Here is a 24,723-nt window from a genome sequence, read left to right on the forward strand (position 1 = left end):
CTCCTCCTGACTGAGTGCTTAAGTCACCACAGCAAGCAGGAAGCGTACGTCGCGATACCGCCCATTTTGGCGGGTATTGCTGGACACTGGAGTGGCCAACCACTCTTGACGCACCTGACACCGACCGTGAGAAGTCGTGTGTGCCGAACGCCGTTTCCGGCAGCCCGGAAACCGACGGTACAACATGAAAAGAATGCTGATTAACGCAACTCAACCCGAAGAGTTGCGTGTTGCACTGGTAGACGGCCAACGCCTCTACGACCTGGACATCGAGTCCGGTGCACGCGAGCAAAAGAAGGCCAACATCTATAAAGGCCGGATTACTCGCATCGAACCAAGCCTTGAGGCTGCCTTTGTCGATTTCGGCTCCGAGCGCCATGGCTTCCTGCCCCTCAAAGAAATCTCCCGCGAATACTTCAAGAAATCCCCTGAAGGCCGCGTGAACATCAAGGACGTCCTGAGCGAAGGCCAGGAAGTCATTGTTCAGGTAGAAAAGGAAGAACGTGGCAACAAGGGCGCCGCCCTGACCACCTTCATCAGCCTGGCTGGCCGCTATCTGGTCCTGATGCCGAACAACCCGCGTGCCGGCGGTATCTCCCGTCGCATCGAAGGCGAAGAGCGCAACGAACTGCGTGAAGCGCTGAACGGCTTGATCGCTCCGGCCGACATGGGCCTGATCGTGCGCACTGCCGGCCTGGGCCGCAGCAGCGAAGAAATGCAGTGGGACCTCGACTACCTGCTGCAGCTGTGGACCGCTATCAAGGAAGCGTCCCTGGATCGTTCCGCGCCATTCCTGATCTACCAGGAAAGCAACGTGATCATCCGCGCCATCCGCGATTACCTGCGCCAGGACATCGGCGAAGTGCTGATCGACAGCGTCGAAGCCCAGGACGAAGCCCTGACCTTCATCCGCCAGGTGATGCCGCAGTACGCCAGCAAGATCAAGCTGTACGAAGACAGCGTTCCGCTGTTCAACCGTTTCCAGATCGAAAGCCAGATCGAAACCGCTTTCCAGCGCGTCGTCGAACTGCCTTCCGGCGGCTCCATCGTGATCGACCCGACCGAAGCCCTGGTGTCCATCGACATCAACTCGGCGCGTGCCACCAAGGGTAGCGACATCGAAGAAACCGCCCTGCAGACCAACCTGGAAGCGGCTGAAGAAATCGCCCGCCAGCTGCGCCTGCGTGACATCGGCGGCCTGATCGTGATCGACTTCATCGACATGACCCCGGCCAAGAACCAGCGCGCCGTGGAAGAGAAAGTCCGCGAATGCCTGGAAGCTGACCGTGCCCGCGTACAGGTCGGCCGCATCTCGCGCTTCGGCCTGCTGGAAATGTCCCGTCAGCGCCTGCGTCCATCCCTGGGTGAAAGCAGCGGCATCGTCTGCCCGCGTTGCAACGGCACCGGCATCATCCGTGACGTTGAATCGCTGTCGCTGGCGATCCTGCGCCTGATCGAAGAAGAAGCCCTGAAAGACCGCACTGCCGAAGTGCGCGCCCAGGTGCCGATCCCGGTCGCTGCGTTCCTGCTCAACGAAAAACGCAACTCGATCACCAAGATCGAACTGCGCACCCGTGCCCGCATCGTCATCCTGCCAAACGATCACCTCGAGACGCCGCACTTCGAAGTGCAGCGCCTGCGTGATGACAGCCCGGAAGCCCACGTCAACCAGTCCAGCTACGAAATCGCTGCTGCCGCTGCCGAAGTGGAAGAAGTCCAGCCAGCCGCTGCGACCCGCACCCTGGTTCGCCAGGAAGCCGCCGTGAAGACCGCGCCAGCCCGTGCCAACGCACCGGTTCCGGTCGAGGCTGCCGCACCGGTTGCCGCACCAGCTGCCCTGCCTGAGCCAAGCCTGTTCAAGGGCCTGGTGAAGTCGCTGGTCAGCCTGTTCGCCACCAAGGAAGAGCCGGTGGCTCCAGTTGTGGTCGAGAAGCCTGTGACTGAACGCCCTGCACGCAATGAAGAGCGTCGCAACGGTCGCCAGCAGAGCCGCAATCGCAACGGTCGCCGTGACGAAGAGCGCAAGCCTCGTGAAGAACGTGCACCCCGCGAAGAACGCGCCCCACGTGAAGAGCGCCAACCGCGCGAAGCCCGTGAAGAAACACCAACCGTGGCCCGTGAAGAGCGTGCACCACGCGAAGAACGTGCACCGCGTGCTCCACGCGCTCCACGTGAAGACCGCAAGCCACGTGGCGAGCGTGAAGAACGCGTGCGTGAACTGCGCGAGCCGTTGGATGCCGCTCCAGCCGTAGCCGCTGCTGCTGCCACCGCTGCCACTGCTGAAGAGCGTCCAGCTCGTCAGCCGCGTGAAGAACGTGCGCCACGCCCTCCTCGTGAAGAGCGTCAACCACGTGCCGAGCAAGCGGCTCCAGCCGGTGAAGAAGAAGAGCTGCTGTCCAACGAAGACCAGCAACAGGAAGACGGCCAGGACAACGCCGAAGGCGATCGTCCACGCCGCCGCTCCCGTGGCCAGCGTCGTCGCAGCAACCGTCGTGAGCGTCAACGTGATGCCAACGGCAACGAAATCGAAGGCTCGGAAGAGACCGGCGAAGCCAACGCAGCCGCTACCGGCGAACCGACTGGCGCCGAACTGGCTGCCGGCCTGGCCGTTACCGCTGCTGTCGCCAGCTCGGTCATCAGCGCACCTGCTGAAGCCCAGGCCAACGAGCAAGCTGAAGCAGCCACCGCTGCCATCCAGGAAAACACTGTTGTAGAGACGCCAGCCGTCGAAGCGCCAGTGGTTGAAGCAACGACCCCGGTCGAAGCCCCGGTTGTTCCGGAAGTGGAAGTAGCGCCGGCTCGTCACGTGCGTGAAGTTCGTGAAGTTCGTGAAGTTCGCGAGTCTAAGCCTGAAGCTGAAGTGGTTGCCGAGCCTGCCGCTGTTGTTGAACAACAGCCCGTGGTTGAAGCCGCCGTTGAAGCACCGGTAGCCGAGCCAACCCCTGAAGTGCGTGAAGTTCGCGAAGAACAGACCGCCTTCCAGTGGGCTGCCGAACCTGCCCCGGTGGTTGAAGCGGTCGAAGCTCCAGCGCCTGCGCCAGTGGTCGAAGAAGCTCCAGCGCCAGTCGCTGAAGTGGTGGTCGCTGCTGAACCTGTTGCCGTTGTTGCCGAGCCTGCGCCAGTGGTTGAAGCGCCAGTGGTTGCCGAAGTGGCAGCCCCGGTGGTTGAAGCCGCTCCGGCCAGCGCCCTGACCGAAAATGGCCGTGCGCCGAACGACCCACGCGAAGTGCGTCGTCGTCGCAAGGAAGCTGAAGCGGCCGCCGCTGCTGCCAAGGCCGCTGCCGAAGCTGCTCCAGCCGTCGCTGAAGTTGCCCAAGCAACCCCTGCTCCGGTCACCGAAGCCGTGGTTGAGCACACTGCCCCTGCCATCGACGAGAACGTACGTTCCGTCGAGGAAGTGGTAGAGCACCACCCTAAGGCCCTGGAAGAAGAGCACGAGCCTAAACCCCTCGTCTGATTCCATCGGCCACTAAAAAGCCCCGCCTGAGTGATCAGGCGGGGCTTTTTTATGCCCGTTACATCAGTTAGCGGTAGTCCAACAACCCTGGCACATCGACGTCCCACAACACACCGGGATCATCGACTACGACTTCCTGCACCGAAGCCTTGGCAAATAACGGTTTTGCCCCGCGGTCTCCGGTCAGCGCGATCAAGGCCCGGCCGAATGAACGGCCAAACCCCACGGGGTGCCCGTACTGACCTGCATGCACCGGGGCGCTGATACCGTCTTCCTCCAGGCCTGCCATCACTTGCTCGATACTTGCCGGCAGGATAAACGGCATATCCCCCAACACCACCAGCCAACCAGCCGACGGCCCACTGGCCGCCACCGCTGCGGCGATGCTGTCACCCATGCCCGGCGAGCGCAAAAGCAATACTTCGCAACCGTGCACCTTAGCCAACCGAATCACTTCGGTGCGATCCGGTGACGTCACCAGCCAACGTCTCGTAGCCACAGGCGGCAAATTCACCAATACCTGCTCGATCACCGACCGCGTGATGCCATCCCGGCCCACGCAGGGCGCCAGCAACTTGTCCTGATCGGCACCCGCCTCGGCCCGAAAACGACTGCCCTGCCCCGCCGCCAGGATGATTACGGCGATGCCCGTCAACTGACCGCTGCCTGCAACGGCTTTTTCTGCAGCAGATCGATCCCGTTCTTGATGGCGACGATTTCAGCCATCAACGACAAGGCGATTTCCGCCGGCGTATGGCTGCCGATATGCAGGCCAATCGGCCCATGCAGCCGCGCAATGGCCTCCGCACTCAACCCCAGTGCCGCGAGGTTTTCCCGGCGCTTCTGGCTGTTGACCCGCGAACCCAGCGCGCCTATGTAGAACGCCCGGGAATTGAGGGCCGTCAGCAACGCCATGTCATCCAGGCGCGGGTCATGGGTGAGCGCGACAATGGCGGTGCGTTCATCGGTCTGGATATTCAACACCGCTTCATCCGGCATACCCGGTACAAAGCGCCCGTGCTGCTCTTCCCAGCCATAGACAAACTCCTGGCGCGGGTCGCAGATCAGCACTTCGAAATCCAGCAACCGAGCCATTTCCGCCACATAACGTGACAGCTGGCCCGCGCCGATCAGCAGCAGGCGCCAGCGCGGACCGTAGATCGCGCGCAAACGCTCGCCGTTGAAGCTGACCACATCGGTCTTACTCGCACCGCTCAACACCACCTCGCCGGTGGCCAGGTCCAACTCACGGGCGACAATCTCGTGGGCCTCACAGCGCGCCAGCAGTTCAGCTACCCAACCCGGATCACTCACCCGCTCTTCGGTGAGACGCAGGGTGCCGCCACACGGCAGGCCAAAACGCGCCGCTTCGTCCCGGGTGACACCGTAGGTGACAAGCTGCACCGGCGGCCCGTCGTCAGGCAGCCGACCGTCCTGCAACCGGGCGATCAAGTCGTCCTCGATACAGCCGCCGGACACCGAGCCAATCACCACTCCGTCGCCGCGCAAGGCCAGCATCGCCCCCGGCGGACGCGGGGCGCTGCCCCAGGTCTGGACCACGCTGTACAGCACCACTCGCTGCCCGGCGAGGCGCCATTCCAGCACGCTGCGTAATACATTCAGATCAACACTGTCCATCAGGCTTTCGCCTCCCGCCAACCTTGCAACTGATTTTGATAAACAGCATCTATGGGTTGATCAAAAATATCGGTAGTCAGCCAAGTTAACTCACCGGCAATAAAAAAGCCCTGCAATGCAGGGCTTGGTGCGTCAAAAAACAAGCTTAGTTCAATAGCGATTCGGCTCCATTTCCAGCACCACCTTGAAGCGCTTTTCGATGTCCTGCTGGATACGCAGCGCGAGCCCGGCAATGTCCTGGCCGCTGGCCGCGCCGTAGTTCACCAATACCAGCGCCTGCAATCGATGCACGCCGGCATCGCCATCGCGAAAGCCTTTCCAGCCGGCCTTGTCGATCAGCCAGCCGGCGGCCAGTTTCATCTGCCCGTCGGCCTGGGGGTAAGCCACCAGGTCCGGGTATTGACGCTGCAACTCGGCAGCCAGTGCCTGGGACACCAGCGGGTTCTTGAAGAAACTCCCCGCATTGCCGAGCACCGCCGGGTCGGGCAGTTTCTCGCTACGAATGCTGCAAATCGCGCGGCTGACATCGCTGGGCGTGGCCTGCGCGATGCCTTGCTCGGTCAGGCGCTGTCGCACCGGCCCGTATTCAAGTTTCAGATGCACGGCGCGGCTCAGGGCAAAACGCACCCGCAGGATCAGCCAGCGCCCCACTTCGTGCTTGAACAGGCTGTCGCGGTAGGCAAAGTTGCACTCGGCCAGGCTGAAATCCCGTAGTTCGCCGGTCTGGCGATCAAGGGCGGTCAGGCCGCTGAATACATCCTTGATCTCTACACCGTAGGCGCCGATGTTCTGCATCGGTGCGGCGCCGACCGTGCCGGGAATCAGGCTGAGGTTTTCCAGGCCGGAAAAGCCCTGGGCCAGGGTCCACAGCACAAACGGATGCCACGCTTCGCCCGCTTCGGCCTCAACCACGACCTGCACGCCATCGTCGTGCAACACTCGGATGCCCTGGCTGGCCATGCGCAGCACCAGTGCGTCAATATCCTGGGTCAACAGCAAGTTGCTGCCACCGCCAATCACCAGCAACGGCAGTTGTTGCTCGGCGGCACAGGCCAGGGCCTCACGCACGTCGGCGTCATTATGGGCCTCGGCAAACAGCCGGGCACGCACGTCGATACCAAAGCTGTTGAACGGCTTGAGCGAAACCTGTGCCCGTACCTGCAAAGTCATAACCGGCCCTTCAATTCAATCACCAACAGGTCACAGGCGCGCTCGATCAGGTCGAGGACAGTTTCAAAGCCCTGGTCACCTTCGTAGTACGGGTCCGGCACTTCATCCACCACCGAGTCGTAGCGGCGAAGGAACAGGTCCAGGTCCGCCTTGCCCTGAGCCGGCTGCATGGCCTTGAGGTTGCGCAGGTTGCTCTGGTCCATGGCGAGGATCAGGTCGTAGCGGGAAAAGTCGGCACGCGACACCTGTTGTGCACGCTGGGCCGACAGGTCGTAGCCGCGTTGCAGCGCTGCACGCTGGCTGCGCTTGTCCGGTGGGTTGCCGACGTGCCAATCACCGGTACCGGCAGAGGCCACTTCAACCTGATCGGCCAGGCCGGCTTCGCGCAATTTGTGGCGCAGAACGCCTTCTGCCGTGGGCGAACGGCAGATGTTGCCCAGGCAGACGAACAGAACCTGCATCAGGCCCCCAGCAGGCGACGGACGCGCTCGAGGTCTTCAGGGGTGTCGACGCCCGCCGGCGGCGCTTCCAGGGCATCGCCCACATGAATGCGCACGCCGTGCCACAGGGCACGCAGTTGTTCCAGGGATTCGGTATTTTCCAGCCAGCACGGGCCCCAGCTCACGAAGTCGTGCAGGAAACCGGCGCGGTAGGCGTAGATGCCGATGTGGCGACGGTAAGGCACGCCAGCCGGCAGCACGTCAGGCTGTTTGGCGAACGCATCCCGCGCCCACGGCAAGGTGGAGCGGCTGAAGGTCAGCGCCAGGCCATTGATGTCGCTGACCACTTTCACCACGTTGGGGTTGAACAGGGTCTCGATGTCTTCAATCGGCTCGGCCAGGGTCGCCATGCGCGCTTCGCCATGGGCTGCCAGGTTGGCCGCCACCTGATCGATCACGCTGGGCGGAATCAACGGCTCGTCACCTTGCACGTTGACCACGATGGCGTCCGCCGCCAGGCCCAGCTTGGTGGCCACTTCGGCCAGGCGGTCGGTACCGGAGTTGTGGTCTTCACGGGTCAGCACCGCTTCGGCACCAAAGCCTTTGCAGGCCTCGATGATGCGCGGATCGTCGGTGGCCACCACTACCCTTTCGGCGCTGCTTTTGCAGGCCTGTTCCCACACCAGCTGGATCATCGGCTTGTTGCCGATCAGTTGCAGCGGCTTGCCGGGCAGGCGGGTGGAGGCGTAGCGGGACGGGATGACAACGGTGAAGGCGGTGGTCATTTATCCAGGCGCTCGTCGGTGGTCAGGGTGCGGGCTTCGCTTTCGAGCATTACCGGAATGCCATCACGAATCGGGTACGCCAGGCCGGCGCCCTTGCTGATCAGCTCGGTTTTGTCGGCGCTGAGCTTGAGCGGCCCCTTGCAGATCGGGCAAGCGAGGATATCGAGCAGTTTGGTGTCCATGAGTATGTCCTGGAGAGCAGCGTTTTAAGGCAAAAGGCGAGCGGGCAGCAAGCGCATCAACTGCGTGTCGAACCAGGCGATAAACGCCGGTGACGGTGCCGCGTCCACCGCAAGGTACCACCAGTCGGGCCTGGCAAAGGCGCGGCACTTCACCGCGTCCTTTTCAGTCATGACCAACGGCAGTGCCGGTGTGAAATTCAAGACCTCGGCGCTGTACGGCGCGTGGTCGGCAAAAGCATGGGGTATTGGGCGCCAGTGTAGCGTTTCAAGGGTGTTGAAGAAACGTTGCGGGTTGCCGATGCCGGCCACCGCATGTACCTGCTGCCCCACCGGGAAGTGTTCGACGGGTTTACGCTCGCCGGTATGCAGGTTGACCAGCGCGGCAGGCAACAGACGGAAGGCAAAGCCGTCGTCACGGTCAGAACCTGCGCCGTTGTAAAGCAGCGCATCGACGCTCTGCAAACGCTCGACCGGCTCACGCAACGGCCCCGCCGGCAGGCAGCGACGGTTACCCAGCCCGCGGGCGGCGTCAATCAGCACCAGTTCCAGATCACGGGCCAGGCGGTAATGTTGCAGGCCGTCGTCGGAGAGGATCAGGTCGAGGGTTTCGCTGGCCAACAGCGCCTTCACGGCGCGGCTGCGGTCGGGGTCGATCATCAGCGGCACGCCGCTGCGCTGCACGATCAGCAAGGGTTCGTCCCCCGCCACCGCAGCGGTTTGATCGGCCTCTACGCGCCATGGAAACTGTGGCGGCTTGGCGCCATAACCGCGGCTGACCACACCGACGCGCAAACCACTGCGCTGGCAATGGTCGATCAGCCAGAGAATCATGGGCGTCTTGCCGGTGCCGCCCACCGTGATATTGCCTACCACCACGACCGGCACCGGCGACTGATAGATCTCGCCCTCGCCCGCCAGGAACCGCGCGCGCTTGCGCTGCACAACCCGGCGATAGAGGGATTCCAGCGGCTGCAACAACGCGAGCGCCGGATGGCCTTCGTACCAGGCCTTGAGCAAACGATCAGTCATGGCCATCAGGGTTGGCTCGCCGCCTCGACGGTGGTCATGCGCAAATGGCTGAAGCCGAGCTTGCCGGCAGCGTCCATCGCCGTGATCACGGCCTGGTGCTTGGTGTTGCCATCGGCGCTGATGGACAGTGGCAAGTTAGTGTCCCCACCAGACTCTTTTTGCAGCGCTTCCATCAGGCTGGCCAGGTCGTTTTTCTCCAGCAACTGGTTGTTCACCGAGAACACGCCATCGGCGCTGATGGCGATGTCCAGCTGCTTGGCCTGCTGGTCTTCCGCCGGCGAACCGCTGACGGCTTCCGGCAGGTCGACGCGCAGCTGGGTTTCCCGGGTAAAGGTGGTGGTGACGACAAAAAACAGCAGCAGGATAAACACCACGTCGATCAACGACGCCAGGTTGATATCGACGTTTTCCCGTTGCTTGCGACGAAATTTCACGCGTTGCCCTCAACCAGGTCCACGTCACGGTCGCCCTGTACCACTTCCACCAGCTTGATGGCTTCCTGCTCCATGCCCACCACCAGTTCGTCGATGCGCCGTTGCAGGAAACGGTGGAAGAACACCGAAGGAATACCGACCATCAGGCCCGCCGCCGTGGTGATCAAGGCCTTGGAAATACCACCGGCCAGCACTGCGGCGTTGGTGGTCATACCCGACCCCATGAATGAGCTGAAAATATCGATCATGCCCAGCACCGTACCGAGCAGGCCGAGCAACGGTGCCATGGCGGCGATCGTGCCCAGGGCATTGATGTAGCGCTCCAGCTCATGGATGACCCGGGCGGCGGCCTCTTCGATGCACTCCTTCATGATCTCGCGACCGTGCTTGGAGTTGGCGAGGCCGGCGGCGAGGATTTCACCCAGGGGCGAGTTGGCGCGCAGTTCCTTGAGCTTTGTCTTGTCGAGCTGCTTGTTCTTGATCCAGCCCCAGACCTGGCCCAGCAGGTGGTCAGGCGTTACACGGCTGGCACGCAGGGTCCATAGGCGTTCGGCGATGATGCCGAGTGCGGCGATGGAACTCAAAATGATCGGCAACATCATCCAGCCGCCGGATTTGACCAATTCCCACACAGTGAATGTCCCCTCGAAAAAGTGCGCCACTTTACCATAAGGGTCCGGTGGAAGGGCTGGCCTGCCCCAGAGCATCCTGTCGAAGGGGCCGCTCTTTGGTAACGCTGTTTTGCGACGGGCGCTCGCGCCAGAAACGCCGCTGGCTGCGCGCGGCCAGCGGCGGCTGGAAGGTGCCCAGTTGCAGGCGGAGTGCGCCTTGCTCGGCACTGTCATAAATCGCGCTGCCCATGGCCTGGTAACGCTCCAGCACCTGTGGATGCGGGTGGCCAAATCCATTGCTGCGCCCCCGGGAAATCAACACGGCCTTGGGTGCCAGGCGCTGTAGAAAGGCCCATGACGACGAGCTGCGGCTGCCGTGGTGCGGCGCTTGCAGCCAATCGACAGGAGCGCCCATGGGAGTGGCCAGCAATGCCCGCTCGGCGTCATGGTCAATATCCCCGGTCAGCAACAAGCGCTCGCCATTGGCCAGCACCCGTAACACGCAGGACATCTGGTTACCGTCCGTCGCATCAGGCCATTGCCATAGCTCGAACCTCACGCCGTCCCATTCCCACTGCTCGCCGCTGACACACGCCTGGGTACCGAGCGAGGCCGGCAGCCGTGCCGTCTCACCGCCCACCACACGCTTGACCGGCAACCCTTGGGCGACGGCCAGCGCGCCGCCGGCATGATCGGCATCGGCATGACTGAGCAGCATCACGTCCAGCTCTGCGACACCCAGCTTGCGCAACGCAGGCAATACGACACGCGCGCCAAGATCGAACTCACCGGAGCGCGGCCCGGCGTCATACAGCAGTACATGGTTGCGGGTACGCAGGATGATCGCCAACCCCTGGCCGACATCCATCTGCACCACCTCGACCAGCCCATGAGGTATCGACTCCCGCGGCGGAAACACCGCCAGCAGCAACATCGGCCAACCCAGCAGCCGAAACGGGACGCCCTTGGGCAGCAATAACAGCACCGCCCCCAGCAGGCTCACCAGCCAATAGCCAATGGGCACTTGCGCCGGTATCCAGGCCGGCAAGTACTGCGCCAGCAGCGCCAGTGCCTTGAACAGCCCGTCCAGTGTGCCGCCCGCCAGCCATAACAACCCCTCTCCTATATAAGGCAGCGGCAATAACACCGTACCCAGCAAGGCCAGGGGCAGCACCACCAGGCTGATCCACGGCACCGCAACCAGGTTGGCCAGCGGCCCGCTCAGGCTGATAGGCAGGCCGAGCACCAGCAGCAGCGGAAACAGGCCGATGGCAATCAACCATTGGGCGCGGGTCCAGGCTTGCCACAAGGGCCAGGGGCCCAATCGGCCACTGAACGCCAAAATCAGCACCGCAACAGCCGCAAAAGACAACCAGAACCCCGGCTGCAGGCTGGCCAGCGGTTCGAGGATCAGCACCGCGTCCAGCGCCAGCAACAGCGGCCACCAGATTCCCAGGTGACGAAACCGCAGGCGCCACAGCAATACCAGGCCCACCATCACACAGGCCCGTTGCACCGGCACCTCGAAACCTGCCAGCAGGCCGTAGCCCAGCGCTGCAGCAAACGCCAGGCCGCAGGCCCAGGGCAGCCACGGCAAAGGTTTCGGCCAACCCCCGTAGCGCGCAAGACCGGCGACCAGGCCATAGATCAACCCCGCCAGCAGGCCGATGTGCTGCCCGGATATCACCAGTAAATGCACGGTGCCAGTGGCTTGCAGGACCCGCCAATCCTCGGCGGCCAACCCGGAACCATCGCCGAGCACCAGCGCCGCCAGGCCTGCCTCTCGCCCCTGGGCATCCACTGCCAGCAGCCGCTGGCGAATCCCGTCGCGCCAGGCATGTCGTGCCGGTGCCAGCAGTTGGCCGTCCTTGACCGAGCCGGTGGCGCCAATCCGCTGGGCCAGCAGCCAGGCTTCATAGTCAAAGCCATCGGCATTGAGCAATCCGGAAGGACGCTTGAGAGTCACCGCCAGTCGCCAGCGCTCACCGCTCTTAACCGGTGGGCCGCCGCGCCAGGACACGCGAATGCGCTTGGGAAGCAGGTCCTTGCGTGACCGGCTGTCGGTCAGTTCGAAGCGCACACCGTCGCCCATCTGCTGCGGTAACCCGCTGACACGCCCTTCCACCCAGCGGGTCTGGCCATCCAGGTGCGGGGCCAACCGGTCATCCAGCGCCCACTGGGCGCTGAGGCATGCCCAGCCCAGGCCAAGCAGGAAAAACCCCAGCGGATAGGTACGAAAAGGCAACAGCATCAGGGCCAGCACCGGCATCAGCAACAGCCAGCCGCCGGACGGCAACGCGGGTAAAAAACGCAAGGCGAGCAGCCCCAGCGCGAGTGCGAACATCCCTGTTCTCATGGATCTTTCCTTGAAAGCGACCCATTGAGTCTTAGCCGGGCTAGCGGTGTGGCCTATTATTATTTGTCACAAAGTCTGAATTTCACGTTCGTGGAATGCGGGCATACTTGCCCCTCGAACTGACCTGGACCCCTTATGCCACGGCGCTTATTCAAACGGTACATGCCCGATCCGACCAGCATTCGGGAACACAAGTCCTTACGCTTTCTCGGCAAGTTGCTGCATGACCCGAATCTCTGGCACCTCAATCGGCACTCGGTCGCGCGGGCCATGGCCGTTGGCCTGTTCGCGGCATTCATCCCCATTCCCTTGCAGATGCTGCTGGCAGCGGTCCTCGCCATCAGCGTGCGCGGCAACATGCCGATTGCCGTGAGCCTGGTCTGGCTGACCAACCCGATTACCATGCCGCCGGTGTTTTTCTGCACCTACATGACCGGGGCCTGGCTGATGAATGTGCCACCCCGCAGCATGCCCGACGAGCTGACCTGGGAATGGATCAGCGGGCAGTTGTCGACGCTGTGGCAACCGTTCCTGCTGGGCTCGGTAGTACTGGGGCTGGTGATGGCGGTGCTGGGTTATTGCCTGACCATGGGCTATTGGCGCTGGTGGGTGGCCCGCCAGTGGAAAAAACGCAAACAGCGCAGGTTGTAACCGTTAGCGCGCCAGCAAGCGCATGTGCACACGTAAACCCTGGCCGGTATTTTCCGCCCACAGGCTGCCGTCCTGACGCTGCACGGCGTTGCGCGCAATACTCAAGCCCAGGCCAAAGCCGCCGTCGCCGGGCCGTGAACCGTCCAGCCGGGTGAATGGCGCAAAGATTCGCTCCAACTCCACCTCATCGATCCCGCCGCCCTGGTCTTCCAGCCACAAGTGCCAGTGATCCCCCTCACGCTGCCCGCCCAATTGCACCGTTCCGTCTTGCGCAGAGTGCCGGATGGCATTGCGCAGGATGTTCTCCAATGCCTGGGCCAGCAGGTTCAGATGACCGCGCACCCAGCAGTCGGCCCCCAGCTCGCACTGCAAGCGTGAAGCCGGCCAGCCACTTTCAAAACAGGCGTTTTCCCGGAGCATGTCCCACAGCGCCTGCACCTGGATGTCTTCCTTGGGCAACGGCGCGCGTTCGGTGTCGAGCCAGGCCAGTTGCAGGGTGTCGTCCACCAGGCGCTGCATGCCGTCGATTTCCCTCCCCAGGCGCTCGCGCAGCTGGGTCAGGTCCTGCTCGCTGTCACTGGCCACACGCAGGCGGCTCAACGGTGTGCGCAACTCATGGGACAAATCCCGCAGCAGTTGCTGTTGCAGGGCCACGGTGCCTTGCAGGCGTTCAGACATCTGGTCAAACGCGCGGCCCAATTCCCCCAGTTCATCCTGGCGGCTGGTGGTGTCGCGGGAAAGCCGGGTGCCCAGTTGATCGGCACGCCAGGCGTTGGCCTGCTCTCGCAGGTGGTTGAGAGGCATGATCAACAGCCGGTAGAGGCCGATGCACAGCAGCAGGGTGAACAGGCCGGGAATCACGCCATTGGTGACGATCCGCCAGAACAGCTGGTTTTGCCCGGGCATGAAACGCCGCGGCAACTCGATCACCAGGGAGCCCGCACCCGGGTCGAGCGGGAACGGAATTTTCAACCACGGCAGGCCCTTGGCATGCCGGCTGACGGGCCAGTCCAGGCCGCGCAGGAAGGTCAGGCGCTGGCTCTCCTTGTCCGTCAGTGGGTAGCTGCTCAGGGATTGCAGGTCGTTGCCGATGACCCCCACCCAGGTGCGCTCGCGCTGGCCCAGGGTGTGCAACCATTCGTCCACACCGGCGTTGCCGCCCTTGTTCCAGGCCAGTTCCGCGCCAGCGGCATAACCGCTCAGGGTGGCGCGGGCCTCGCTGGACAGAAAGGCATTCTGCTCTTCCATATACCGGCCCCATGACCAACTGAGCCAGATCATCAGCAAGCAGAACGCGATCAGCAGGCAGGCCAGTTTCCAGAATAACGAATGCTTGCCCGGCAGCCGTTTGAACGCGGCTTTAAAGCCCGTCATCGTGACCGCTCAACACATAGCCCTTGCCCCACACCGTGCGCACTTCCCGCTCGCTGTAGCCGACAGCCTTGAGCTTGCGACGAATCTGGCTGATGTGCATGTCCAGGCTGCGGTCATGGGGCGCATAGCCGCGCTGGAACACATGCTGGTAGAGGAAGGCTTTGCTGAGGACTTCTTCGGCGTTGCGGTGCAGGGTTTCCAACAGGCGATATTCGCTGCGGGTCAGGCCGGCCCACTGCTCCCGGTGAAACACATCACACAGCTCGTCATCGAAACGCAGGCTGCGGGCATCGCCGCGCACCGCCGCCAGGGCCGGCAACGGCCGCCGGTCCAGGGCGACCCGGCGCAGGATCGCTTCGATGCGCACCCGCAACTCGGCCATGCTGAACGGTTTGGGCAGGTAATCGTCGGCCCCCAGGCGAAAACCGCTGATGCGATCGGCTTCGGCCCCCAGGGCCGACATCAGGATCACCGGCATCGAATGGCTCTGGCGCAAATGCGTGAGCACCGACAACCCGTCCATGCCCGGCAGCAGGATGTCCATCAACACCACGTCGAAGCGCTGATCGCGGGCCATTTGCAGGCCCTGCTGGCCGTTCTGGCACCAGGTCACCTGGAAGCCACACAGGCCCAACTGCTCATGGACATAGGCGCCAAGCACAGGATCGTCTTCAATCGCCAGGATACTGGGTAAGCCAAGTGCTGCGGGATTCATTAGCGTCTGCAAGTCATTCTCAATGACTGATTATTCAAGATTGCCCCCCCATGAGCAACCGCCGCCGGGCGTCCGGCGGCCCAAGGTTTGCCTCAGGTCATTAATTTTGCAAGATTCCCCGCCGCGCAAATGGCTACACTGCGCAGGTGGCGCGGGCCGGATGCCTGCGTGGAATTCGACAACAGTGTGGTAGCAGGAGAGTGGCGTGCTTAAAAGAATGGGGATAAAAGGCCGCGTACTGTTGCTGACCTTATTGCCTACCAGCCTGATGGCGTTGCTGCTGGGCGGGTACTTCACCTGGATGCAGCTTTCGGAGTTGCAGTCGCAGTTGCTGCAACGCGGCGAGATGATCGCCGAGCAACTGGCACCGCTGGTGGCTCCGGCCCTCGGCACCAGGAACACCGACCTGCTGGAACGCATCGCCACCCAGTCCCTGGAACAAACCGATGTGCGCGCCGTGTCGTTCCTCGGGCCCGACCGCACGCCCCTGGCCCACGCCGGGCCGACCATGCTCAACCAGCCGCCCATCGGCAACAGTTCGCACCTGTTGCAGCGCACCGGCAATGACGCCACCCGTTATCTGCTGCCGGTGTTCGGCCGCCATCGCAACCTCGCCGGTGAACTGATCCCGGATGAATCCGACCGCCTGCTCGGCTGGGTCGAGCTGGAACTGTCCCACAACGGCATGTTGCTGCGTGGCTACCGCAGCCTGTTCGCGAGCCTGCTGCTGATCGCCATCGGCCTGATCTGCACGGCGGCCCTCGCCTTGCGCATCAGCCGTACGATCAACTCACCGATCGGCCTGATCAAACAGGCCGTCGCGCAACTCAAGGACGGCAATCTCGAAACCCGCTTGCCACCGCTGGGCAGCCAGGAGCTGGATCACCTGGCCTCGGGCATCAACCGCATGGCCGAGACCCTGCAAAACGCCCAGGAAGAATTGCAACACAGCATCGACCAGGCCACCGAAGACGTGCGGCAAAACCTCGAAACCATCGAGATCCAGAACATCGAGTTGGACCTGGCCCGCAAGGAAGCCCTGGAAGCCAGCCGCATCAAGTCGGAGTTTCTGGCCAACATGAGCCATGAAATCCGCACGCCGTTGAACGGCATCCTTGGTTTCACCCATTTGTTGCAGAAAAGCGAACTGTCACCGCGCCAACTGGATTACCTGGGCACCATCGAAAAATCCGCCGACAACCTGCTGGGCATCATCAACGAAATCCTCGACTTCTCGAAAATCGAGGCCGGCAAGCTGGTGCTCGACAGCATCCCGTTCAACCTGCGGGACTTGCTGCAAGACACCCTGACCATCCTCGCCCCGGCCGCCCACGCCAAACAGCTGGAGCTGGTGAGCCTGGTCTACCGCGACACGCCGCTCGCCTTGGTGGGTGACCCGCTGCGGCTCAAGCAGATCCTCACGAACCTGGTGAGCAACGCGATCAAGTTCACCCGCGAAGGCACCATCGTTGCCCGCGCCATGATTGAAGACGAACAGGAAGACAGCGTGCAACTGCGCATCAGCGTGCAGGACACCGGCATCGGCCTGTCGAACCAGGATGTGCGGGCACTGTTCCAGGCGTTCAGCCAGGCGGACAATTCGCTGTCACGCCAACCCGGCGGGACCGGCCTTGGCCTGGTGATTTCCAAGCGCCTGATCGAACAGATGGGCGGTGAGATCGGCGTCGACAGCACGCCGGGAGAAGGCTCGGAATTCTGGATCAGCCTGAACCTGCCGAAAACCCGTGACGATATCGAAGACCTGCCCTCCGCGCCGCTGCTGGGCCGGCGCGTGGCGGTGCTGGAAAACCACGAGCTGGCGCGCCAGGCCCTGCAACATCAGCTGGAAGACTGCGGCCTGGAAGTCACCCCGTTCAACAGCCTGGAAAGCCTGACCAACGGCATCACCAGCGCCCACCAGACCGAACAGGCGATTGACCTGGCCGTGCTGGGCATCACCGCCAACGACATTCCGCCGGAGCGTTTGAACCAGCACCTGTGGGACCTCGAACACCTGGGCTGCAAGGTACTGGTGTTGTGCCCGACCACCGAACAGCTGCTGTTCAACCCCTCGGTGCCCAACCCCAACAGCCAGTTGCAGGCCAAGCCCGCGTGCACCCGCAAACTGCGTCGCGCCCTGGCCGACCTGATCAGCCCGCGCCCGCTGCGCAGCGAACCCGGCGAGCCCCTGTCCAGCCGCGCGCCGCGGGTGCTGTGTGTCGACGACAACCCGGCCAACCTACTGCTGGTGCAAACCCTGCTGGAAGACATGGGCGCCAAGGTCCAGGCGGTGGAAAGCGGTTACTCGGCCATCGAGGCAGTGAAGCAGGAAGCCTTCGACCTGGTGCTGATGGACGTGCAGATGCCGGGGATGGACGGTCGCCAGAGCACCGAGGCAATCCGCACGTGGGAAAGCGAACGCCATGGCACACCGCTGCCCATCGTCGCGCTGACGGCCCATGCGATGGCCAACGAAAAACGCGCCCTGCTGCAAAGCGGCATGGATGATTACCTGACCAAACCCATCAGCGAACGACAACTGGCCCAGGTGGTGTTGAAATGGACCGGGCTGGCCCTGCGCAACCAGGGCCCGGACCGTGGCACCGAAAGTTTTGGGCATGCCACGCAATTGCCGGTGCTGGACCATGAAGAAGGTTTGCGCCTGGCGGCCGGCAAGGCGGATCTGGCGGCAGACATGCTCGCGATGCTGCTGGCCTCGCTGGAAGCGGACCGTGAAGCGATTCGCGTCGCCCGTGACGCCAATGACCGCAACGCCCTGATCGAACGGGTGCACCGCCTGCACGGCGCCACCCGGTATTGCGGCGTGCCGCAACTGCGTGCGGCCTGCCAACGGGCCGAGACCCTGCTCAAGCAGGACGACGCCAAGGCCATGCCGGCCCTGGATGAACTGGACATGGCGATTGCCCGGCTGGCCAGCGAGGCGCGGGTCAGCGCGTAAACTTTCGGGGCAATGTGGCGAAGGAGCTTGCTGGGGTGAGGAGCTTGTTGTGGCGAGGGAGCTTGCTCCCGCTGGGCTGCGCAGCGGCCCCAAAATCCTGGGAGCGCTTCGCACTCCAGCGGGAGCAAGCTCCCTCGCCACAGCAAGCTCACTCACCACAACAGGCGCCCTCACCACAGCAAGCTCACTCACCACAGACAAGCCCCCTCGCCACAAAATCAGCTTTCCATCATCAAGAAGGAATATTTGATGCGCATCATCCTCTTCAGCAGCCAGACCTACGACCGCGACAGCTTTCTCGCCCAACCGCTGCCCGAAGGCATGCAGCTGCAATTCCAGCCGGCCCGGCTGAACATCGACACCGTGGCCCTGGCCGAACACCACGAAGTGGTCTGCGCCTTTATCAACGATGACCTCAGCGCCCCGGTGCTGGAGCAGTTGGCCAGCGGCGGCACCCGCCTGATCGCCCTGCGTTCCGCCGGTTACAACCATGTCGACCTGCCCGCCGCCAAGCGCCTGGGCCTGACCATCGTGCGGGTGCCGGCCTACTCGCCCCATGCGGTGGCCGAACATGCGGTCGCGTTGATCCTGGCCCTCAATCGCCGCCTGCACCGCGCCTACAACCGCACCCGCGACGGTGACTTCAGCCTGCACGGCCTGACCGGTTTCGACCTGGTGGGCAAGACCGTCGGCGTGGTCGGCACCGGGCAGATCGGCGCCACATTCGCCAAGATCATGGCCGGGTTCGGCTGCCAGCTGCTGGCGTACGATCCCTACCCCAACCCGCAGGTCGAAGCCCTCGGCGCCCGGTATGTGAGCCTGCCGCAGTTGCTGGGCGAGTCACAGGTCATCAGCCTGCATTGCCCGCTGACGGCGGACAGCAAACACCTGATCAACGCCCAAAGCCTCGCCCATATGCAGCCCGGCGCGATGCTCATCAACACCGGGCGCGGCGGCCTGGTGGACACCCCGGCGCTGATCGACGCACTCAAGGATGGCCAGCTCGGCTATCTGGGGCTGGATGTGTATGAAGAAGAGGCCCAGCTGTTTTTCGAAGACCGCTCGGACCTGCCCCTGCAAGACGACGTATTGGCGCGCCTGCTGACCTTCCCCAATGTGATCATCACCGCGCATCAGGCCTTCCTGACCCGCGAGGCGCTGGGGGCGATTGCCGGCACCACCCTGGCCAACATCGCGGCGTGGGCCGGCGGACAGGCGCAAAACCTCGTCGAAGGATGATCAGCGGTCACATAGCCGCGCCATGATGGGTAGCGGCGCATGATAGGATGCCGCGCCTATTTGGAGGATCCATGGCCGAACACGATTTCCGCTTCAGCTTGCTGAGCCCGCAACACACCCTGATCGAATGCCGGGCCCTGGTGCCGGGCCGTTATCAAGTCACCGGCAACGGTGGCTCGATCAAGAACGGCGACGTTCTGATCGTCACCCTGCGCGGCAGCAAAACCCTGTCGATGCGCCTGACCGTCGAAGGCGATGCGCGCTACTCCATCCGCCCGGCGGGCCAGTGGGTCGCCATGGCCCAGGGGCCGAAATTCGGCGAACTGGAGATTCACACCTGGAAGGTCAACTGCGACAGCTGCGACAACGTGCTGGAGTTTGAATTCGCGGTGGAAACCAAGCTGACCAAGGAGCCGCTGCAACCGGCCGCCACTGCACGGGTTACCGAGTTGGGCTGGGCCACCCTGGGTGACAAGCACCGCTGCCCGAAATGCCAGCAGGCCGCGCAATGAAAGCCCTGCTGATGCTGGCCGTGCTGGGTGCAGGCCTTGCGGGCTGCGCCAGCGACGAGGTCAAGCTCAAGCAGGATCACAGCTACGTGGTGGAATGGATCGGTGAGCGGCCGCTGATGGATTACGCCCACCTGACCGTGACCCTCGGCGCCGATGGCCGGGCCTACGGCAATGGTGGCTGCAACCATTGGTTCGCGCCCTACACCCTGGATGGCGACAAGCTGAGCTTCGGCAAGGTCGGCAGCACCCGCAAACTCTGCGCCGAAGCGCTGATGGAGCAGGAGCACCGCTTCTTCCAGGCCCTGCAAGGCGTGCAGCGCTGGGACATCTCGCCGATCGAACAAACCCGCTTCTGGCCGGCGGATGGCAAGCCGTTGCGGTTGTGGCTGGAAGAAGGCTGATTCAGCCGTGTGGCAATCCGGCTCTTCTGTGGGAGCTGGCTTGCCTGCGATTGTATCGCCTCGGTCTGGCTGACAGACCGAGTTGCCCGCATCGCAGGCAAGCCAGCTCCTACATTTAACCGCGCAACGCCTTGAGCTTGGCCAACACCCCTTCCGCCGTCTGCTCACCCATCAGTTGCTCACGCACCTTGCCCTTGTCATCGATGATGTAGGTCACCGGCAAGGCTTCACTGCGGGGAATGTCGAAGATCCCGTCCGGGTTCTGCGCCAGTACGGTGAACTTGATGCCCAGCTTCTCGCTGGCGCTCTTGAGCTCTTCACCCTGGACGTTGTCGAAATTCACCCCGAACACCCCCACTGACTGGCCCTTGAGCTGTTCGGCCAAGGCGTTGAGTTCCGGGATTTCGGTACGGCAAGGGCCACACCATTCGGCCCAGTAGTTAACCACCAGCCATTGCTTGTCCAGGCGTTCGGCGGCCACTTTCTGACCATATTGGTCAACGCCATAATCATTGCCACAGCCGCTGAGCAGCAGTGTGCCGATGATTGCCAATGCGCCTAACAGTCGCCTCGTCATGGGGTAATCCTTCGTAAAAATGAACGTTGGCTGCGGCCTATCGCCTCTCATGGTTTAAGGACGCGGCGCAGCGCGGGTAGAATACCCGCCACCTTACGCAAGATGCGACCCGCACATGACCGATCTGACGCTTTATCACAACCCGCGCTGCTCGAAATCCCGCGGTGCGCTCGAACTGCTGGAAGCCCGTGGCCTCACACCGACGGTGGTGCGCTACCTGGAAACCCCGCTCGACGCCGCGCAATTGCAGGCCCTGCTGGGCAAGCTGAACATCAGCGCGCGGCAACTGCTGCGTACCGGCGAGGACGAATATAAAACCCTCAACCTGGGTGACACCAGCCTCAGCGAAGCACAGTTGATCGCTGCCATCGCCGCTCATCCGAAACTGATGGAGCGCCCGATCCTCGCCACCGCCGACAAGGCCGTGATCGGCCGCCCACCGGAGAACATCCTGGAGCTGGTTTCGTGAGTGCGCCGTATGTGCTGGTGTTGTATTACAGCCGCAACGGTTCAGTCAGCGAAATGGCCCGGCAGATTGCCCGGGGCATCGAGCAAGCCGGGCTTGAGGCGCGGCTGCGCACCGTGCCGGCCATCTCCAGTGAATGCGAGGCCGTGGCGCCGGACATTCCGGTCGACGGCCCGCTGTACTGCAGCCTCGACGACCTGAAAAACTGCGCAGGCCTGGCGCTGGGCAGCCCGACCCGTTTCGGCAACATGGCCGCGCCGCTCAAGTACTTTCTCGACGGCACCAGCAACCTGTGGCTGACCGGCGCCCTGGTCGGCAAGCCGGCGGGTGTGTTCACCTCCACCGCCAGCCTGCACGGCGGCCAGGAGACCACGCTGATGTCGATGCTGCTGCCGCTGCTGCACCACGGCATGCTGATCACCGGACTGCCCTACAGTGAACAGGCGCTGCTCGACACCAAGGGCGGCGGTACGCCTTATGGCGCCAGCCACCATTCCGGTGCCGACGGCAAGCGTGCGCTGGATCAACACGAGATCGCCCTGTGCCGCGCCCTCGGCCTGCGCCTGGCGAAGACCGCTGCGCTACTGGAGAACGGCCGTGGCCAGGAAGCCTAAGCTACTGCCGCCCCAGGCCTGGCTGGAGCCACGGGTCAAGGCGATGCGGGCGTTGAGCCTGCTGGCGTTCCTGGGATTGGTGGGGCTGCTGTGTGCCTACTACCTGGCGTTCGCCGATCTGCATGGCGCGCGGCCGTGGGTGATTCTGCTGATCGAATTGGTGCCGCTGCTGTTGCTGGCGCCGGGGATGATCCTGGGCAGCGCGCGCGGGCATTCATGGATGTGCTTTGTGGTGAACCTGTATTTCATCAAGGGCGCGCTGGCGGCCTATGACCCGAACCGGCAGTGGTTTGGTGTGCTCGAGATGCTGGCGAGCCTGGCGGTGTTCTGCACGGCGTTGATGTATGTGCGGTACCGGCATCAGCTGAATCGGCGGTTGGCGGGGGAAGGATTGCCTGCCTGATGCTTTTGTAGTGCCTGACCTGCCGCTATCGCAGGCAAGCCAGCTCCCACAGAGGAATGCATTCCAAGTGTGGGAGCTGGCTTGCCTGCGATGGCATCAACCCGGTATCAATGATTCACGGTGTAAGCCAGCATCATCGACAACTGGCACATCGGCCGCCCGCTCTCGGCATGCCACTGGTTGAACGCGCCCTGCACCGTGGCCAGGTCCCGCAGGCTGGTGGGCACCTTGTCGACGATCTTCTGCGCATTCAGCGCCGCCACCACGTCATAGCTCGGCACGAACGTGTCCTTGCCCACCATCCGCAAAAAGCGCGGCGCCGACAGCCCGCCCAACTGGTGGCCGTGCTTGCTCAGGTACTTCCACAGGCCGACGATATCGGTCACCGGCCAGTCGGCAATAAACCCGCCGAAGCTGCCTTTTTCCTTCTCGACATCCAGAATCATCTGCGCATTGCGCGGCACGCTCTTGAGCTTGCCCAGGTGACGGATGATGCGCGTGTCCTGCATCAGCCGCTCCAGGTGCTCGGCGCCCATGAGTACGACTTTTTCCGGGTCAAACCCAAAGAACACCTGCTCGAAGGCCGGCCACTTGGCGTCCACCACGCTGTGCTTCAGGCCAGCGCGAAACACCCGCAGCGACAGGGTCGACAGGTAGCGGTCATCGCTGATCTTGCGCAGTTTCGCCGGGGTCAGGGGCACAGGCAGGTGGGCTTCCAACTCGGCCGCCGAACCAAACCGGTTCAGACAATATTCGTGCAGCCACTTGTAATCGCGCATGCCCTCTCCTAAGGATTGAAATGAAAACGGCGCCCAGGAGCGCCGTCTGTCAGAGCGGTGAAAACACTCAGAGGTTCACTACGTTGACGAAGCGCGACGCCGCACTTTCGTCGATACGCAAGCTGGTGAAGTCGAACAGGTTACGGTCAGCCAACTGCGACGGCTGCACGTTCTGCAAGCTGCGGAAGATGCTGTCGACGCGGCCCGGGGTCTTGCGGTCCCAATCCTGGAGCATGTCCTTGACCACCTGGCGCTGCAGGTTTTCCTGGGAGCCGCAGAGGTTGCACGGGATGATCGGGAATTGCTTGAGGTCGGAGTAGGCCTGGATGTCCTTCTCATGGCAGTACGCCAGTGGGCGGATCACCACGTTGCGCCCGTCATCGGCCCGCAGCTTGGGCGGCATGGCCTTGAGGCTGCCGTTGAAGAACATGTTGAGGAAGAAGGTTTCGACGATGTCATCGCGGTGATGACCCAGGGCCATCTTGGTCGCGCCGATTTCGTCGGCAAACGTATAGAGCGTGCCACGGCGCAGGCGCGAGCACAGCGAGCAGGTGGTCTTGCCTTCCGGGACCAGCTCCTTGACCACCGAATAGGTGTCTTTCTCGACGATGTGGTACTCGACCCCCAATGCCTTGAGGTAGGCCGGCAGCACATGCTCGGGAAAACCCGGCTGCTTCTGGTCCATGTTCACGGCAACGATGTCGAACTTGATCGGCGCGACCTTTTGCAGGTGCATCAGCACGTCGAGCATGGTGTAGCTGTCCTTGCCGCCGGACAGGCAGACCATGACCTTGTCGCCCTCTTCGATCATATTGAAATCGGCGACTGCCTCGCCGGCCAGGCGACGCAGGCGTTTTTGCAGTTTGTTCTGGTTGACCGTAAGAGTGCCCATGGCGCTTGGATCCGCGAAAGGTGTGTGACGAAAAGCCGGGTATTTTACCGGGATGGACGACCGAGTTCCAATGTGGGAGCGGGCTTGCTCGCGAACGCGAAGTGTCATTCGCCAGGTGTTTAGCTGACCCACCGAATTCGCGAGCAAGCCCGCTCCCACAGTTGACCGCATTCCAATCAACAGACCCCGCCGCGATTAAGCCCAATGTTTACAGCGCAATTTGCTCTAAAGCCCCACACTTTTTCCGGTCATCACTTCCTATACTGCGACATAAGGTCGCACATATATCCAGACCTTTCAGGCCAATTGGCCCGTGGGCGCTCCGCTGGGGGGCGATGGTAATAACGACAGGAGTGACTGGCATGATCCATCACGTCGTGGGACTTTTCACCCACCCCGATCAGGAATGGCGGGAAATTCGTGGCGATAAAGAAGAAAGCATCGGCCACATGTACCTCACCCACACGCTGATTCTCGCGGCCATCCCCGCTGTCTCAGCCTTTATCGGTACCACTCAGGTGGGTTGGGTCATCGGCAGCCGCGCCCCGGTGATGCTGACGGTGGAAAGCGCGTTGTGGATGACCCTCATGTCCTACGCGGCGATGCTCGGCGGCGTGGCGGTGATGGGCGCGTTCATTCACTGGATGGCCCGCACCTATGACGCCAACCCCAGCATGGCGCGCTGCGTGGCGTTTGCCACCTACACCGCGACACCGCTGTTTATCGGCGGGCTGGCGGCGCTGTACCCGCATATGTGGCTGGGCATGGTGGTGGGCACGGCGGCCATTTGCTACACGGTGTATCTGCTGTACGTGGGGCTGCCGACCTTCATGAACATCCACCCGGACGAGGGCTTCCTGTTTTCCAGCTCGGTACTGGCGGTAGGCCTGGTGGTGCTGGTGGCGATCATGGCCTTTACCGTGATCGTCTGGGGGCTGGGCGTAGGCCCGATCTACACCAACTGACGCGGTTTACCCGCAGGAAAAGCCACCGCAAGGTGGCTTTGTGCGTTATGCATGACCATTCGGCGCCTGACAGA

At 62.9% G+C, this 24,723-nt stretch carries 26 protein-coding genes; 10 read left to right on the forward strand and 16 right to left on the reverse strand.

The features are described from left to right. The first annotated feature begins 193 nt into the window (after nucleotides 1-193). Nucleotides 194-3,457 (forward strand): ribonuclease E, encoded by a 3,264-nt coding sequence (rne, locus tag QF039_RS20605; RefSeq protein WP_307520406.1) that lies wholly within the window; start codon nucleotides 194-196, stop codon nucleotides 3,455-3,457. 67 nt (nucleotides 3,458-3,524) lie between these two features. On the opposite strand, the gene QF039_RS20610 is transcribed toward rne, so the two are convergent. The 11 genes from QF039_RS20610 to QF039_RS20660 are packed head-to-tail and all read right to left on the reverse strand — an operon-like array spanning nucleotide 3,525 to nucleotide 12,090. Continuing rightward, on the reverse strand, nucleotides 3,525-4,112 hold the full coding sequence (locus QF039_RS20610; RefSeq protein ID WP_307520408.1) for a nucleotidyltransferase family protein: 588 nt from the start codon (nucleotides 4,110-4,112) through the stop codon (nucleotides 3,525-3,527). Further along, nucleotides 4,109-5,095 (reverse strand): XdhC family protein, encoded by a 987-nt coding sequence (locus QF039_RS20615; RefSeq protein WP_004371334.1) that lies wholly within the window; start codon nucleotides 5,093-5,095, stop codon nucleotides 4,109-4,111. The genes QF039_RS20610 and QF039_RS20615 overlap by 4 nt, the downstream gene beginning before the upstream one ends. Beyond that, nucleotides 5,095-5,238, reverse strand: coding sequence for a hypothetical protein (locus QF039_RS20620; RefSeq protein ID WP_177041366.1), 144 nt, complete (start codon nucleotides 5,236-5,238; stop codon nucleotides 5,095-5,097). Before QF039_RS20620 ends, QF039_RS20615 begins: the two co-directional genes overlap by 1 nt. Nucleotides 5,239-5,245: 7 nt before the next feature. Then, nucleotides 5,246-6,265, reverse strand: coding sequence for a UDP-N-acetylmuramate dehydrogenase (murB, locus tag QF039_RS20625; protein WP_004371335.1), 1,020 nt, complete (start codon nucleotides 6,263-6,265; stop codon nucleotides 5,246-5,248). Further along, a complete protein-coding gene (locus tag QF039_RS20630; RefSeq protein ID WP_004371338.1) occupies nucleotides 6,262-6,726 on the reverse strand; it encodes a low molecular weight protein-tyrosine-phosphatase in 465 nt (154 codons plus the stop codon). Before QF039_RS20630 ends, murB begins: the two co-directional genes overlap by 4 nt. Further along, nucleotides 6,726-7,490, reverse strand: a complete 765-nt coding sequence (kdsB, locus tag QF039_RS20635) for a 3-deoxy-manno-octulosonate cytidylyltransferase (protein WP_008434982.1) — start codon at nucleotides 7,488-7,490, stop codon at nucleotides 6,726-6,728. Before kdsB ends, QF039_RS20630 begins: the two co-directional genes overlap by 1 nt. Then, nucleotides 7,487-7,672, reverse strand: a complete 186-nt coding sequence (locus QF039_RS20640; RefSeq protein ID WP_003174668.1) for a Trm112 family protein — start codon at nucleotides 7,670-7,672, stop codon at nucleotides 7,487-7,489. The genes kdsB and QF039_RS20640 overlap by 4 nt, the downstream gene beginning before the upstream one ends. 24 nt (nucleotides 7,673-7,696) lie before the next feature. Next, nucleotides 7,697-8,707: a tetraacyldisaccharide 4'-kinase gene (gene lpxK / locus QF039_RS20645; protein WP_177008421.1), complete on the reverse strand. Its 1,011-nt coding sequence runs from the start codon at nucleotides 8,705-8,707 to the stop codon at nucleotides 7,697-7,699. Beyond that, nucleotides 8,707-9,135: a biopolymer transporter ExbD gene (locus QF039_RS20650; protein ID WP_004371361.1), complete on the reverse strand. Its 429-nt coding sequence runs from the start codon at nucleotides 9,133-9,135 to the stop codon at nucleotides 8,707-8,709. Before QF039_RS20650 ends, lpxK begins: the two co-directional genes overlap by 1 nt. Further along, the gene (locus QF039_RS20655; protein WP_004371363.1) at nucleotides 9,132-9,767 is read right to left on the reverse strand and encodes a MotA/TolQ/ExbB proton channel family protein; all 636 of its coding nucleotides are present in this window, start codon (nucleotides 9,765-9,767) and stop codon (nucleotides 9,132-9,134) included. The genes QF039_RS20650 and QF039_RS20655 overlap by 4 nt, the downstream gene beginning before the upstream one ends. Before the next feature lie 31 nt (nucleotides 9,768-9,798). Beyond that, nucleotides 9,799-12,090, reverse strand: a complete 2,292-nt coding sequence (locus tag QF039_RS20660) for a DNA internalization-related competence protein ComEC/Rec2 (protein ID WP_307523003.1) — start codon at nucleotides 12,088-12,090, stop codon at nucleotides 9,799-9,801. Nucleotides 12,091-12,237: 147 nt separating this feature from the next. On the opposite strand from QF039_RS20660, the gene QF039_RS20665 reads away from it, so the two are divergent. After that, entirely contained in the window at nucleotides 12,238-12,753 is a 516-nt protein-coding gene (locus tag QF039_RS20665) for a DUF2062 domain-containing protein (RefSeq protein ID WP_004371367.1), read from the forward strand. A 3-nt stretch (nucleotides 12,754-12,756) separates the two neighbouring features. Here QF039_RS20665 and QF039_RS20670 read toward each other — a convergent pair whose 3' ends face one another. Further along, nucleotides 12,757-14,127, reverse strand: a complete 1,371-nt coding sequence (locus QF039_RS20670) for a sensor histidine kinase (protein WP_008434990.1) — start codon at nucleotides 14,125-14,127, stop codon at nucleotides 12,757-12,759. After that, the gene (locus QF039_RS20675) at nucleotides 14,114-14,842 is read right to left on the reverse strand and encodes a response regulator transcription factor (protein WP_004371371.1); all 729 of its coding nucleotides are present in this window, start codon (nucleotides 14,840-14,842) and stop codon (nucleotides 14,114-14,116) included. Before QF039_RS20675 ends, QF039_RS20670 begins: the two co-directional genes overlap by 14 nt. Nucleotides 14,843-15,047: 205 nt before the next feature. Here QF039_RS20675 and QF039_RS20680 point away from each other — a divergent pair, with 205 nt between their 5' ends. From QF039_RS20680 to QF039_RS20695, 4 genes are all read left to right on the forward strand, one after another. Further along, nucleotides 15,048-17,801: a response regulator gene (locus QF039_RS20680; RefSeq protein WP_008434994.1), complete on the forward strand. Its 2,754-nt coding sequence runs from the start codon at nucleotides 15,048-15,050 to the stop codon at nucleotides 17,799-17,801. 249 nt (nucleotides 17,802-18,050) lie between these two features. Beyond that, nucleotides 18,051-19,040 carry a 2-hydroxyacid dehydrogenase gene (locus tag QF039_RS20685; RefSeq protein ID WP_004371376.1) on the forward strand — a complete coding sequence of 330 codons (990 nt, stop codon included), beginning with the start codon at nucleotides 18,051-18,053 and terminating at the stop codon, nucleotides 19,038-19,040. Between the two features lie 71 nt (nucleotides 19,041-19,111). Further along, complete coding sequence (locus QF039_RS20690; RefSeq protein ID WP_004371378.1) at nucleotides 19,112-19,552, forward strand: hypothetical protein; 441 nt, start codon at nucleotides 19,112-19,114, stop codon at nucleotides 19,550-19,552. Beyond that, on the forward strand, nucleotides 19,549-19,953 hold the full coding sequence (locus QF039_RS20695; RefSeq protein ID WP_004371380.1) for an META domain-containing protein: 405 nt from the start codon (nucleotides 19,549-19,551) through the stop codon (nucleotides 19,951-19,953). Before QF039_RS20690 ends, QF039_RS20695 begins: the two co-directional genes overlap by 4 nt. A gap of 115 nt (nucleotides 19,954-20,068) precedes the next feature. On the opposite strand, the gene QF039_RS20700 is transcribed toward QF039_RS20695, so the two are convergent. Further along, nucleotides 20,069-20,530, reverse strand: a complete 462-nt coding sequence (locus tag QF039_RS20700; protein WP_004371382.1) for a TlpA disulfide reductase family protein — start codon at nucleotides 20,528-20,530, stop codon at nucleotides 20,069-20,071. Between the two features lie 115 nt (nucleotides 20,531-20,645). On the opposite strand from QF039_RS20700, the gene arsC reads away from it, so the two are divergent. The 3 genes from arsC to QF039_RS20715 are packed head-to-tail and all read left to right on the forward strand — an operon-like array spanning nucleotide 20,646 to nucleotide 22,013. Continuing rightward, the gene (arsC, locus tag QF039_RS20705) at nucleotides 20,646-20,999 is read left to right on the forward strand and encodes an arsenate reductase (glutaredoxin) (protein WP_008435325.1); all 354 of its coding nucleotides are present in this window, start codon (nucleotides 20,646-20,648) and stop codon (nucleotides 20,997-20,999) included. After that, nucleotides 20,996-21,610 carry an NAD(P)H:quinone oxidoreductase gene (gene wrbA, locus QF039_RS20710; RefSeq protein ID WP_004371390.1) on the forward strand — a complete coding sequence of 205 codons (615 nt, stop codon included), beginning with the start codon at nucleotides 20,996-20,998 and terminating at the stop codon, nucleotides 21,608-21,610. Before arsC ends, wrbA begins: the two co-directional genes overlap by 4 nt. After that, nucleotides 21,594-22,013 (forward strand): DUF2069 domain-containing protein, encoded by a 420-nt coding sequence (locus QF039_RS20715; RefSeq protein WP_177019556.1) that lies wholly within the window; start codon nucleotides 21,594-21,596, stop codon nucleotides 22,011-22,013. Before wrbA ends, QF039_RS20715 begins: the two co-directional genes overlap by 17 nt. 107 nt (nucleotides 22,014-22,120) lie before the next feature. Here QF039_RS20715 and QF039_RS20720 read toward each other — a convergent pair whose 3' ends face one another. Together QF039_RS20720 and ttcA are read right to left on the reverse strand one after the other, a co-directional pair. After that, the gene (locus tag QF039_RS20720) at nucleotides 22,121-22,792 is read right to left on the reverse strand and encodes a DNA-3-methyladenine glycosylase I (RefSeq protein WP_177008424.1); all 672 of its coding nucleotides are present in this window, start codon (nucleotides 22,790-22,792) and stop codon (nucleotides 22,121-22,123) included. 67 nt (nucleotides 22,793-22,859) lie between these two features. Beyond that, a complete protein-coding gene (ttcA, locus tag QF039_RS20725; RefSeq protein ID WP_102604979.1) occupies nucleotides 22,860-23,684 on the reverse strand; it encodes a tRNA 2-thiocytidine(32) synthetase TtcA in 825 nt (274 codons plus the stop codon). A 362-nt stretch (nucleotides 23,685-24,046) separates the two neighbouring features. Between ttcA and QF039_RS20730 the strand changes: the two genes are divergently transcribed. Beyond that, a complete protein-coding gene (locus QF039_RS20730) occupies nucleotides 24,047-24,649 on the forward strand; it encodes a Yip1 family protein (protein ID WP_004371402.1) in 603 nt (200 codons plus the stop codon). Nucleotides 24,650-24,723 lie beyond the last annotated feature (74 nt).

The organism is Pseudomonas sp. W2I6, from assembly GCF_030815935.1.
Lineage (GTDB): Bacteria > Pseudomonadota > Gammaproteobacteria > Pseudomonadales > Pseudomonadaceae > Aquipseudomonas.